At 61.7% G+C, this 12,548-nt stretch carries 8 protein-coding genes; 4 read left to right on the top strand and 4 right to left on the bottom strand.

Features of this window, described 5'->3' with window-relative positions; all coding sequences use genetic code 11:
• Positions 1–56: 56 nt before the first annotated feature.
• The 3 genes from ppsA to Q390_RS0113835 are packed head-to-tail and all read left to right on the top strand — an operon-like array spanning position 57 to position 4,909.
• Positions 57–2,447: a phosphoenolpyruvate synthase gene (gene ppsA / locus Q390_RS0113845; protein WP_027996596.1), complete on the top strand. Its 2,391-nt coding sequence runs from the start codon at positions 57–59 to the stop codon at positions 2,445–2,447.
• 25 nt (positions 2,448–2,472) lie between these two features.
• Positions 2,473–2,832, top strand: coding sequence for a DUF4212 domain-containing protein (locus tag Q390_RS18600; RefSeq protein ID WP_051603264.1), 360 nt, complete (start codon positions 2,473–2,475; stop codon positions 2,830–2,832).
• Positions 2,825–4,909, top strand: a complete 2,085-nt coding sequence (locus tag Q390_RS0113835; protein ID WP_027996595.1) for a VC_2705 family sodium/solute symporter — start codon at positions 2,825–2,827, stop codon at positions 4,907–4,909. Before Q390_RS18600 ends, Q390_RS0113835 begins: the two co-directional genes overlap by 8 nt.
• 97 nt (positions 4,910–5,006) lie before the next feature.
• Here the strand turns inward: Q390_RS0113835 and Q390_RS0113830 are convergent, their stop codons facing one another.
• The 4 genes from Q390_RS0113830 to dnaG all read right to left on the bottom strand — a co-directional run bounded on the left by Q390_RS0113830 (position 5,007) and on the right by dnaG (position 10,737).
• Positions 5,007–5,366 carry an FKBP-type peptidyl-prolyl cis-trans isomerase gene (locus Q390_RS0113830; protein WP_027996594.1) on the bottom strand — a complete coding sequence of 120 codons (360 nt, stop codon included), beginning with the start codon at positions 5,364–5,366 and terminating at the stop codon, positions 5,007–5,009.
• A gap of 109 nt (positions 5,367–5,475) precedes the next feature.
• Complete coding sequence (locus Q390_RS0113825) at positions 5,476–5,781, bottom strand: winged helix-turn-helix transcriptional regulator (RefSeq protein WP_027996593.1); 306 nt, start codon at positions 5,779–5,781, stop codon at positions 5,476–5,478.
• A 306-nt stretch (positions 5,782–6,087) separates the two neighbouring features.
• Complete coding sequence (gene rpoD, locus Q390_RS0113820; RefSeq protein ID WP_027996592.1) at positions 6,088–8,469, bottom strand: RNA polymerase sigma factor RpoD; 2,382 nt, start codon at positions 8,467–8,469, stop codon at positions 6,088–6,090.
• Positions 8,470–8,724: 255 nt separating this feature from the next.
• Entirely contained in the window at positions 8,725–10,737 is a 2,013-nt protein-coding gene (gene dnaG / locus Q390_RS0113815; RefSeq protein ID WP_027996591.1) for a DNA primase, read from the bottom strand.
• 104 nt (positions 10,738–10,841) lie between these two features.
• Here dnaG and Q390_RS0113810 point away from each other — a divergent pair, with 104 nt between their 5' ends.
• The gene (locus Q390_RS0113810) at positions 10,842–12,491 is read left to right on the top strand and encodes an acyl-CoA synthetase (protein WP_027996590.1); all 1,650 of its coding nucleotides are present in this window, start codon (positions 10,842–10,844) and stop codon (positions 12,489–12,491) included.
• Positions 12,492–12,548 lie beyond the last annotated feature (57 nt).

Genomic DNA, 12,548 nt, shown 5'->3' with positions numbered 1-12,548 from the left:
CAACTCAGTTGCACCCGTTACATGGCCGTACCGCTTTCAACTTCTGGAGCTTTCCCATGTCTGCACTTTTCAGCCCGACCGACCTGGTCGTACCGTTTGAAAACCTGAGAATGAGCGACGTCGAGTCGGTCGGCGGTAAGAACGCCTCGCTCGGCGAGATGATTTCGCAACTGCCCGAGGGCGTGCGCGTGCCCACCGGCTTTGCCACCACCGCCCACGCTTTCCGCGAATTTTTGGCCTACGAAGGCCTGGCCGGCAAGATCAGCGCCAAGCTGGCCGCGCTCGATACCGAAGACGTGCGCGCGCTGGCCGTCGTCGGCGCGGAAATCCGCGCCATGGTCGAGGCCCAGCCGTTCCCGGCCGACCTGCAAAAAGCCATTGGCGAAGCCTTTGCCACTTTGTCCGCCGGCAATCCGCAAGCCAGCTTTGCCGTGCGTTCGTCGGCCACCGCCGAAGACCTGCCGGATGCCTCGTTTGCCGGTCAGCAAGAAACTTTCCTCAACGTGGTTGGCATTGAGGACGTGTTGCACAAGATGAAAGAGGTGTTTGCCAGCCTCTACAACGACCGCGCCATCAGCTACCGCGTGCACAAGGGTTTTGAGCACGACGTGGTCGCCTTATCGGCCGGTGTGCAGCGCATGGTGCGCTCGGACTTGGGCGCAGCCGGCGTGATGTTCACTATCGACACCGAATCGGGCTTTGAAGACGTGGTGTTTATCACCAGCAGCTATGGCCTGGGCGAGACGGTGGTGCAGGGCGCTGTCAATCCCGACGAGTTCTATGTGCACAAGCCAATGCTCAAGGCCGGCAACCAGGCGGTGATTCGCCGCAACCTCGGCTCCAAGCTGATCCAGATGGTGTTTGCCACGCCCGAAGAAAAAGCCGCCGAAGGCAAACTGATCAAAACCGTCGACGTGCCTGCTGAGCAACGCAACCGCTATTCGCTGACCGATGCCGATGTGCAGCAACTGGCGCACTACGCCTTGGTGATCGAGCAGCACTATGGCCGCCCGATGGACATCGAGTGGGGTAAGGACGGGCAGGACGGCCTGTTGTACATCCTGCAAGCGCGTCCCGAGACGGTCAAAAGCCAGTCCAAGGGCCAAGCCGAACTGCGCTACAAATTGAAGGGGACGGGCCCGGTGCTGGCCGAGGGCCGCGCCATTGGTCAGAAGATTGGCACTGGCCCGGTGCGCTTGGTCCACCACATCAGCGAGATGGACAAGGTGCAGGCCGGCGACGTGCTGGTCACCGACATGACCGATCCCAACTGGGAGCCGGTGATGAAGCGCGCCAGCGCCATCGTGACCAACCGCGGTGGCCGCACCTGCCATGCCGCCATCATTGCGCGCGAGCTGGGCATTCCGGCGGTGGTCGGCTGCGGTAACGCCACCGAGCAGCTGAAAGACGGCACGCTGGTGACGGTGAGTTGCGCCGAGGGCGACACCGGCCGCATCTACGATGGTCTGCTGGAAACCGAAGTGACTGAGGTGCAGCGCGGCGAAATGCCCGCTTCGCCGGTCAAGATCATGATGAACGTCGGTAACCCCCAGCTGGCGTTTGACTTCTGCCAACTGCCCAACGAAGGCGTGGGCCTGGCGCGGCTCGAATTCATCATCAACAACAACATCGGCGTGCACCCTAAGGCCATCCTGGACTACCCGAACATCGACACCGACTTGAAAAAAGCGGTCGAATCGGTGGCACGTGGCCACGCCAGCCCGCGTGCTTTCTATGTCGATAAGGTGGCTGAGGGTGTGGCGACGATTGCTGCCGCTTTCTGGCCCAAGCCGGTGATCGTGCGCCTGTCGGACTTCAAGAGCAACGAGTACCGCAAGCTGATCGGCGGCAGCCGCTACGAGCCCGAGGAAGAAAACCCGATGCTGGGTTTCCGCGGTGCCGTGCGCTACACCAGCCAGGAATTTGGCGAGGCTTTTGCCATGGAGTGCGAGGCGCTCAAACGCGTGCGCAATGACATGGGGCTGACCAACGTGCAGATCATGGTGCCGTTTGTGCGCACGCTGCGCCAGGCCGAGCGCGTCACGCAGTTGCTGGCGCAGCACGGCCTGCCGCGCGGTGATAACGGCCTCAAATACATCATGATGTGCGAGATTCCAAGCAATGCCATCTTGGCTGAGCGCTTCCTCGAGTTCTTCGACGGCTTCTCGATTGGCTCGAACGACCTGACGCAGCTGACGCTGGGCCTGGACCGCGATTCCGGTCTGGAGCTGCTGGCCGCTGACTTTGACGAGCGCGACCCGGCCGTGCAGGCGCTGATCCATCTGGCCATCCAGGCCTGCCGCGCTCAGGGCAAGTACATCGGCATCTGCGGCCAGGGTCCCTCAGACCACCCGGACTTTGCCCAGTGGCTGGCCGACGAGGGCATCTCGTCGATCTCGCTGAACCCCGACAGCGTGATCGCCACCTGGCAGCAGCTGGCCCGCTAAGCGGTAGTTCATCGGCTGTTTTGCCATGCGTGCCGCGATTCCAGACGCCGATGACGATGGCCAGGAAGCGCGGCCGTTTCCGCCCGATTTGCACGATGTGCGCCACCTGTGGCTCAAGGCGGGGCTGCTGGTGCTGTGGGCGCTGGCGTCGTTTGGCGCCTGCTTCTTTGCCCGCGACCTGACTTTGGCATTGGACGGCTGGGAGCTGGGCTACTGGATGGCTGCGCAGGGCGCGGTGCTGATTTTCATCGCCATCGTGCTGGTCTATGCCCGCGCCATGAGTTACTTTGAGCGCCAGGATGCCGTCGCTGCGGCTGCGGCTGCCGCTCCCGCTCCCGCTCCCGCTCCCGCTCCCGCTCCCGCTACGCGCCGTGCCGATGCCTGATTCCGCTGACGCTGCCAGCTACGCCCGCCGCCTGCACCGCATCCTGGCGCTGTACGTGCTAGGCGTGCTGGGGTTTTTGGCTTTGATGGCTTGGGCCGAGCAGCGTGGGCTGTCGCGCCATTGGATCGGACCAATTTTTCTGTTTTTCACCGTCATGGTGTATGCCGCCATTGGCGTCTATGGCCGCACCAGCGATCCTGAAGAGTATTACGTCGCCGGCCGGCGCATTCCGCCGATGTACAACGGCATGGCCGCCGCGGCCGACTGGATGAGCGCCGCCTCGTTCATCAGCCTGTCGGGCGCGCTGTACCTGCAAGGTTTTTCCGGTACACCCGGACACGCCGGTGGGCTGGCCTATGTACTGGGCTGGACAGGCGGGTTTTGTCTGGTGGCGATTTTGATTGCGCCGCACCTGCGTGCCATGGGCCTGTACACCGTGCCCGATTTTTTCCATGTGCGCTTTGGCGGCCGCTGGCCGCGCGTGATTGCGGCGCTGGCGGTGGTGGTGTGCTCGTTCACCTACGTGGTGGCGCAAATTTATGGCGTTGGCCTGATCGCCTCGCGCCTGACCGGCGTACAGTTTGAAATCGGCATCATGCTCGGCTTGGGCGGTGTGCTGCTGTGCTCTTTTTTGGGTGGCATGCGTGCCATCACCTGGACGCAAGTGGCGCAGTACGTAGTGGTGCTGCTGGCATTTTTGATTCCGGTGTCGTGGCTGGCGTACAAGCAGCTGGGCAATCCGATGGCGCCGTTGGTGTATGGCGTGCAGATCGGCAAGATCGCCGATCTGGAAACGCAACTGCTGAACTCGCCCGCTGAACGCCAGGTGATTGCCGCCTATCTGCTGCGCGCCCAGGATTTTGAAGCACGCCTGCAAGACGTCGATGCCGCGCTGGAGCACGCGCGCGAGGCGGGGCAGGCGAATATCCACCGACTGCGCGCACAAAACGCCGATGTCGGCCTGATTGTTGCTGCCAGCCGCGAACTGGCCGCCTTGCCGCGCGACGCTGCGGCCGCGCGCGTGCTGTGGACGCTGAAAATGCGCGAAAACTACGAGCGTGCGCGCCCGCTGGGGGGCCTGCCACGGCACAGCCAGCCTTATGCCGGGGACCCCGACGGTACGCCGCAAGAGCGGGCTGACTACCAGGACACGCGGCGCAATTTTCTGGCGCTGATGTTCTGTCTGATGGTCGGCACCGCCGGACTGCCGCACTTGCTGACGCGCTTTTACACCGTACCCACGGTAGCCGGGGCGCGCCGCTCGGTCGCGTGGACGCTGTTTTTTGTCGCCCTGATTTACATGAGCGCACCGGCGCTGGCGGTGCTGGTGAAGTTCGAGGTCATGAACAACCTGGTCGGCAGCAGCTTTGACTCACTGCCCAACTGGATGGCGCAGTGGGCGCGGGTCGATGCCTCGCTGCTGTCGGTGGAAGACATCAATGGCGATGGCCTCGTGCAATTTGGTGAGATCCACTTGGGCGCCGACCTGATCATGCTGGCCACGCCCGAGCTGGGCGGCATGCCGTATGTGGTGTCGGGGCTGGTGGCGGCAGGGGGCTTGGCGGCGGCGCTCTCGACGGCCGACGGGCTGCTGTTGAGCATCAGCAATGCGCTGGTGCGCGACCTGTATTTTCAGTCGCGCCCGCGCAGTGCGTCGCCCGAGCAGCGGGTGATTTTGACCAAATTCACGTTGCTGGTGGTGGCACTTGGAGCAGCTTTTGTCGCTGCGCTAAAACCGTCCGACATCCTGCCGCTGGTGTCGGCCTCGTTCTCGCTCGCTGCTTCGGCTTTTGTACCGGTGATGGTGCTGGGCATTTTCTGGCGCGGCACCACGCGGCGTGGCGCCGTGGCGGGCATGTTGTGTGGGCTGGGTATCGCTGTTTATTACATGGTGTCACATTCGCTGCTAGTACAGCACCTGGTGCCGCGCTGGTTGCTGGCCGATGGGCTGTGGTTTGGTATCCAGCCGATGTCAGCGGGGGTGTTCGGCGTTAGCGCCGGGTTGCTGGCAGCCGTGCTGGTCAGCTGGATTACCCGGCCGGTGCCAGAGCAGCCGCTGGTGCGCTTTGAAATGTGAAGTGAAGTCAAGTGAAGGCGCTGCTGCGGTGAGGCAGGCCTTCAGGCATAAAAAAAGCGGCTGATCAGCCGCTTTTTGAACTACCGGGGGAATCGATTTAACGACCGACCTGGACCAATTCAACGTCGAACTTCAGCGTGGCGTTGGGTGGAATGACACCGCCAGCGCCGCGTGCGCCGTAGCCCAGGGCTGCAGGGATGATGAGGGTGCGCTGGCCGCCGACCTTCATGCCTTGCACGCCTTCGTCCCAACCCTGGATGACTTGGCCGCCGCCCAGGCCAAAGACAAAGGTATCGTTGCGGTCCCGGCTGGAGTCGAACTTGGCGCCTTGTTCGCCGTTGTGGTAGAGCCAGCCGGTGTAGTGCACCGTGACCTGTTGGCCCTTGGTGGCTTCGGCGCCTTCGCCCACGGTGGTGTCTTCGTATTGCAGGCCGGAGGCGGTGGTGGTGAATGCCATAAACAATCCTTTTATTGCGTGGGTACGATGAAATTACTATATAAATGATAGCTACTAGCGCATGTATCTAAAGGGCTGGAGGCTGATTTCACTTATATTTTGTGTGGTTTTATTTTTTAGCGCGACTGGCGACCCAGCGGGTGGCAAAGGCTTGCACATCGTTCAGGCGCTTGAGCAAGTCGGTGCCGGAGGCGGTGACGATATAGCCGTCATTGCCGTGGTCCACCAAGCCGGCTTCACGCAGCTCTTTGATGCGCGTGTTCAGCGTGTTGGGCGTGATGCCGCCGACGCTGTCTTGCAGCAGGCGAAAGGTTTGCGGGTGGCCGTCGCGCAGAGCCCACAGGACGCGCAATGCATAACGGCATTCAAGCCGCTCAAACAGCTGGTTGATGGCGGTGTTCTCTTTGGAGCTCATGTGGCTTCTCCTTGCGCAGTAGGGAATCAGAGGTAGTTCAGCACCAGTAGCAGGGCGCTCTGGGCACGCTGCGGACTATAGCGCTGAATCTATTTTGCTACAAGTTTAGTAGCTCATAACGCATACCCGGTATGCGTCAGACCTTGAAAACACTTCAATCTGAAAAAAGTGTTGTGGTGCTACCACTGCACACACCGATGTATTCACCATAAAAAAGCGCCTGCTGTTCTCGTGGTGACACCACGGAAGCGACAGGCGCTGGGGGTGGCGTGGGCCAGTCGGTCGGCCCCATCGCTACCCGTTCAGTTACAGCGAATCGATAAAGCTGCGCAGTTTGTCGCTACGGCTGGGGTGCTTCAATTTGCGCAGCGCCTTGGCTTCTATTTGGCGGATGCGCTCGCGTGTCACGTCAAATTGCTTGCCGACTTCTTCCAGCGTGTGGTCGGTGGACATTTCAATACCAAAGCGCATCCGCAGCACCTTGGCTTCGCGCGGTGTCAGGCCATCGAGAATGTCCTTGACCACGTCGCGCAGACCGGCCTGCATGGCGGCTTCGATGGGCGCGGTGTTGGCACCGTCTTCGATAAAGTCGCCCAGGTGGCTGTCGTCGTCGTCACCAATCGGCGTTTCCATGGAAATCGGCTCTTTGGCGATCTTCATGATCTTGCGGATCTTGTCTTCCGGGATTTCCATCTTCTCGGCCAACACCGATGCATCGGGCTCAAAGCCAAACTCTTGCAGGTGCTGGCGGCTGATGCGATTCATCTTGTTGATGGTCTCGATCATGTGCACCGGGATGCGGATGGTGCGCGCCTGGTCGGCAATGCTTCGGGTGATCGCCTGGCGGATCCACCACGTCGCGTAGGTCGAGAATTTGTAGCCCCGGCGGTATTCGAACTTGTCTACCGCCTTCATCAGGCCGATGTTGCCTTCCTGGATCAGGTCGAGGAACTGCAGGCCTCGGTTGGTGTACTTCTTGGCAATCGAGATGACGAGGCGCAGGTTGGCCTCGATCATCTCTTTCTTGGCACCGCGCGAGGTGGATTCACCCGCGTTCATGCGCTTGTTGATGCTTTTCAGTTCGGTCAGCGGCACCACCACGCTGGTCTGCAGGTCGGTCAGTTTTTGCTGCAGGTCCTGGATCGGCGGAATGTTGCGCGCCATCACATTGCTCCACGGCTTGCCGGCCGCAGCCTGCTTTTCGACCCATTGCTGGTTCAGCAGGTTGGCTGGAAAGTCTTTGATGAACTGCTCTTGCGGCATGCCGCATTTGTCCACAATGATGCGGCGCATTTCGCGCTCTTTTTTGCGCACATCATCGACCTGCGCGCGCACCATGTCGCACAGCTTTTCAATCGTCTTGGCGGTGAAGCGGATGGTCATCAGCTGCTCGCTCAGAGCGTGCTGCACCTTCATGTAGGCCGGCGTACCGTAGCCTTCTTTTTCGTAGATCTTGTGGATCTTTTCGAACATCTCGCGCAACAGGTCAAAGCGGGTCAGCGCTTCGTTTTTCAGCTCTTCGAGCTTTTTGGTCAGCGCCTTGGAGCCGCCCTTGCCGTCGTCATCGTCGTCTTCGTCAAACTCGTCAAAGTCTTCTTCGGCGACATAGTCGTCGGCTTCGTTGGGGTTGGAAAAACCATCGACGATGGTGGTGATCACCACCTTGCCGCTGCGAATTTCTTCGCCCATGGCCAACACTTCGGCAATGGTGGCCGGTGAGGCGCTGATGGCTTCCATCATCGCCATCAAGCCGCCTTCGATGCGCTTGGCGATTTCAATTTCGCCTTCGCGCGTCAGCAGCTCGACCGTGCCCATTTCGCGCATATACATGCGTACCGGATCGGTGGTGCGGCCAAACTCGCTGTCCACGGTCGATAGCGCGGCTTCAGCGGCTTCTTCGGCTTCTTCTTCGGTCGAGGCGGTTTGTGCGGTGTTGGTCACCAGCAGCTGCTCGGCATCGGGCGTTTGCTCGTACACCGCCACGCCCAAATCGTTGAGCATGGAAATCACCACTTCGAGCGTCTCTTGATCGACCAGCTTGTCAGGCAAGTGGTCGGAGATTTCGCCGTGGGTCAGGTAGCCGCGCGTTTTGCCCAGCTTGATCAGGGTTTTCAGGCGCGAGCGGCGCTTGGCCATGTCTTCTTCAGACAGTACCGTTTCGTCCAAGCCAAACTCTTTCATCAAGGCGCGCTCTTTGGCCTTGCTGATCTTCATGCGCAGCGGCTTGACCTTTTCGACTGGCGCCGCGTTGGCATCGACTGTGGTTTCGGTGTCGGTTTCTGCCTCGGGTTCGCCTTCGAGGTCGGACTCGATGTCCGACAGGTCGGTGTCGTCATCCCCATCGTCCTTGGACTTGGCTTTGGGGCCGCGCTTGGCAGGGGGCTTGGCAGCGACTTTGGCGGGCGCGCGTTTTTTTGGTGCTTCGGCGGCGTCGGTGCTGTCGGCGTCCGTCGCTTTTACGATTTTGGCGCGGGCGGGTTTTTTCTTCAGCAATTCATCGGCAGCTTTGATCAGCTCGGCAGAAGTTTTTGGGGACACGGTTTTGACTTTCTTGACCACCGGAAGTACGGGTGTGACCGCTGGTGCGGCAGCAGCGGGGGCCGGTGGTTTTTTGGCAGTTGCGGGAGCGGCTGGGGCGGCGGTACCTGGGGTGGACTTGGGCTGCTTCGCAGACTTTTGAGTGGGCATGGCATGACCTCAGATTCAAAAATGAACACAAAGAAAACACAAGCGCCACAGGGGTCGGCGCGCAGAGCACGGTAAAGGCAGGGCCATTACGGTTCGAGGGCGATTCCTCGGCAGCAAGATGTTGGGGCGATCATTTGGAGTGCAGTCCTTGCGGCGCAGAGGGCGGTTGTGCGTGTGTGTCACGGTGGCCCGATCCGGAGGTGCTGCTGTCGCTCTTGCCGACGTTAACCGTACATTATAGCGGCGGCGCTTATTTCAAGAGGCGGGCGCAGCGAGTTTTTCCAGTGCCACGCGGCGCACTTGCAACTCGCGGTAACGCTGCAAGGCACTGGGGTCGTGCGCTGCTTGGGCGATAGCCGCGTCTTGTTGCTGCTTGATGTGTTCGATCAGCATCCGGTTGAGCAGGCTGCGCAGTTCGGTGCGCAGTTCAGCGGTTTCGCCTTGGGTCTGGGCGTGCGCGCCGGTCATGACCTGTTCGGCAATGCTCTGGCATGGTTGGCCCTGCACGGCTTCACACAACAGCGCCCACGAGCGTACGCCGTGTTCATGGAACTGGCCTTCGAGCCAGGTAAACAGCGGGCCGTGCGGCGGCGCCAGCGCGCACAGCACCGCCTGGTCTTCCTGCGTCAGGGTGTCCAGAAAATCCATGTGCGACAGCAGCAGCCGCGCCGCGTGGTCGGCCCGACTGGCGGGTGCAGCGCGCGGGCCGCGTGCGCCGCCGCTCCAAGCAGGGGCTGCGGCGCGTGGGCTCGTGCCTTTGGGGTTCCAGCGCGGTTTGGGCTGGGGCGGGCGCTGTGCGTAAGACGCTGCCCCGCCCTCGAATCCACTCGGCGGGCCATCGGGCAGATCGGACAGGTACGACGGCGGCTCGGCGCTGCCCCAGTCGGGGTAAGCCTCAGCGTGCGGCTGCGGCGCGTGGCGAATGCTGTGCGCGCCATGCGTTCGGGCGGCATCGCGCGCCCGGGCTTGGCTCCACACATCGGACAAATCGCGCACGTCCAACTGCGCCTGCGCCGCCAGCTCGCCCAGCAGTTGCCGTTTGAGCACGCCATCCGGCAGCAGCTCCCACAGCGGACGCGCATTGCTGGCCATGTGCGCGCGGCCTTCAGGCGTGCCCAGGTCGCATTGATCGGCGGCGGCTTCCAGCAAAAAGCCGCTCAACGGCATGGCGGCGCTGATATGGCGCGCAAAAGCTTCGCTGCCGTGCGCACGCACAAAGCTGTCGGGGTCGTGCTCGGCGGGCAAGAACAAAAATTTGATGCTGCGCGTGTCGCTGGCGTAGGGCAGGGCACCTTCGAGCGCCTTGCGCGCCGCGCGCCGGCCCGCGTTGTCGCCGTCAAAGCTGAACACCACCGCCTCGGTAAAACGAAACAGCTTGCCCAAGTGCTCGGGCGTGCAGGCCGTGCCCAGGGTGGCCACGGCGTTGGGAAAGCCCCACTGCGCCAGCGCCACCACGTCCATATAGCCCTCGGTGACCAGTACCAGGCCGTGCTCGCGGATCGCCGTGCGCGCTTCAAACAAGCCGTACAGTTCGCGCCCTTTGTGGAACACCGGGGTTTCGGGTGAATTGAGGTATTTGGGCTTTTCATCGCCAAACACGCGCCCGCCAAAGCCAATGCATTCACCCTTGACGTTGCGGATCGGGAACATCAGCCGATCGCGAAAACGATCGTAGCGGCGCACATCGCTGGGGTTCTCGTCGTTGACGATGACCAAGCCGGCCTCGGCCAGCAACGGGTCGTCGTACTGTGCAAACACGCTCGCCAGCCCATGCCAACCCTCGGGCGCGTAGCCCAGGCCATAGCGATTGGCCACCTCACTGGACACGCCCCGGCGCTGCAAATATTCAATCGCGTGCTGCGCCGTGCTCAGGTGCTGGCAGTAAGCAGCGCCGGCTTTTTCCAGTACATCGGTCAGCGTGGCCTGCTGCTGCTTGCGGGCGGCGGCGCGTTCGCGCTCTTGCGGCGAGACATCGTCTTCGGGCACCTGCAAGCCGGTTTGCTGCGCCAAGTCGTGCACCGCCTCGACAAAGCCCATGCCGGCGTGCTCCATCAGAAAGGTGATGGCATTGCCGTTCTTGCTGCAACCAAAGCAATGAAAAAACTGCTTCGCCGGGCTGACACTGAAGGAGGGTGATTTTTCGCCATGGAAGGGGCACAGCCCCATGAAGTTGGCGCCGCCTTTTTTCAGCTGCACATAACGGCCGACGACCTCGACGATGTCGGTGCGGTCGAGTAACTCTTGGATGAAGGACTGGGGGATGCTCACGGCGGCATTTTCCTTCATTGCGTTCCCCCTTCCGCATCCGGCCTGCCGGCTGGCGTCTGTTGTAATCAGGCGCAGTCCGTTTGCGTTTTTTTAAGGAAACCTTCATGACCAGTATTTACGACCAAGACATGCCGCGCACCGGCGCTAACCATGCGCCGCTGTCACCGCTGGACTTTATTGAGCGCACCGCGCAGGTCTACCCCGAGCGTTTGGCCATCGTCCACGGCGCGCTGCGCCAAACTTGGGCGCAAACCTACACCCGCTGCCGCCAGCTGGCCAGTGCGCTGCAACAGCGCGGCATCGGCAAAAACGACACCGTGGCCGCCATCCTGCCAAACACACCGCCGATGGTGGAAGCGCACTTTGGCGTGCCGATGGCCGGCGCAGTGCTCAACACCCTCAACACCCGGCTCGACCCCGAGGCCATCGCCTTTATGCTGGACCACGGCGAAGCCAAAGCGCTGATCGTTGACCCAGAATTTGCCGGCCTGATCGCCAAAGCGCTGCCGCTGCGCACCGCCACCACGCCGCTGCTGATCATCGAAGTGCAAGACGCTTTGTACGAGCACCCCAGCGACTCGCTCGGCGGCACCACTTACGAAGATTTTGTCGCCCAAGGCGATGCCGACTTTGCGTGGCAAATGCCCGCCGACGAATGGGATGCCATTGCGCTGAACTACACCAGCGGCACCACCGGCAACCCCAAGGGCGTGGTCTACCACCACCGAGGCGCAGCGCTCAACGCCATCAGCAACGTGCTGGAGTGGGATATGCCCAAACACGCTGTCTACCTGTGGACGCTGCCGATGTTCCACTGCAACGGCTGGTGCTTTCCGTGGACGGTGGCGATGCGCGCCGGCGTCAATGTCTGCCTGCGCCGGGTCGAGCCGCAGGCCATCTTCAACGCTATCCGCGCGCATGGCGTGACGCACTACTGCAGCGCGCCCATCGTGCACAGTCTGCTGGTCAACGCCCCGGCCAGCATGAAAGAAGGCCTGCCCAGCGGCGTCAAAGCCATGGTGGCCGGTGCCGCGCCACCGGCGTCGATGATTGAAGGCATGGAAAAACTCGGCTTTGACCTGACCCACGTGTATGGCCTGACCGAGGTGTATGGCCCGGCCACCGTCTGCGCCAAGCACCCGGCGTGGGATGCCTTGGACATCGGCGAGCGCGCCCGTTTGAACGCCCGCCAAGGCGTGCGCTACCACTTGGAACGTGCCGTCAGCGTGCGCGACCCGCAGACGCTGGAGCCGGTGCCGCACGACGGCCAGACCATGGGCGAAATCATGTTCAAGGGCAACATCGCCATGAAGGGCTACCTGAAGAACCCCAAAGCCACCGTCGAAGCCTTTGCTGGCGGTTGGTTCCATTCGGGCGACCTGGCAGTGCAATACCCGGACGGCTACATCCAGATCAAGGACCGCAGCAAGGACATCATCATTTCCGGCGGCGAGAACATCTCGTCCATCGAAGTCGAAGACGTGCTGTACCGCCACCCTGACGTGCTCTCTGCCGCCGTGGTTGCCAAGCCGGATGAGAAATGGGGCGAAACGCCCTGCGCTTTTGTCGAACTCAAGGCCGGCGTACACACCACCGCCGAAGACATCATGGCGCACTGCAAACAGCATCTGGCCGGCTTCAAGGTGCCGCGTACGGTGATCTTTGGTGATATTCCCAAAACTGCCACCGGCAAGATTCAGAAGTTTGAGCTGCGCAAGCAAGCCGGCTCGGCCAGTGCGATGGTTCCTCAGTAAGCGCGAAGCCCTCAATCAAAAAGAGCACCGCAAGGTGCTCTTTTTTTAATAGCTGCT

The organism is Simplicispira psychrophila DSM 11588, assembly GCF_000688255.1.
Lineage (GTDB): Bacteria > Pseudomonadota > Gammaproteobacteria > Burkholderiales > Burkholderiaceae_C > Simplicispira > Simplicispira psychrophila.
This window is presented reverse-complemented; position numbering and strand designations above follow the sequence as displayed.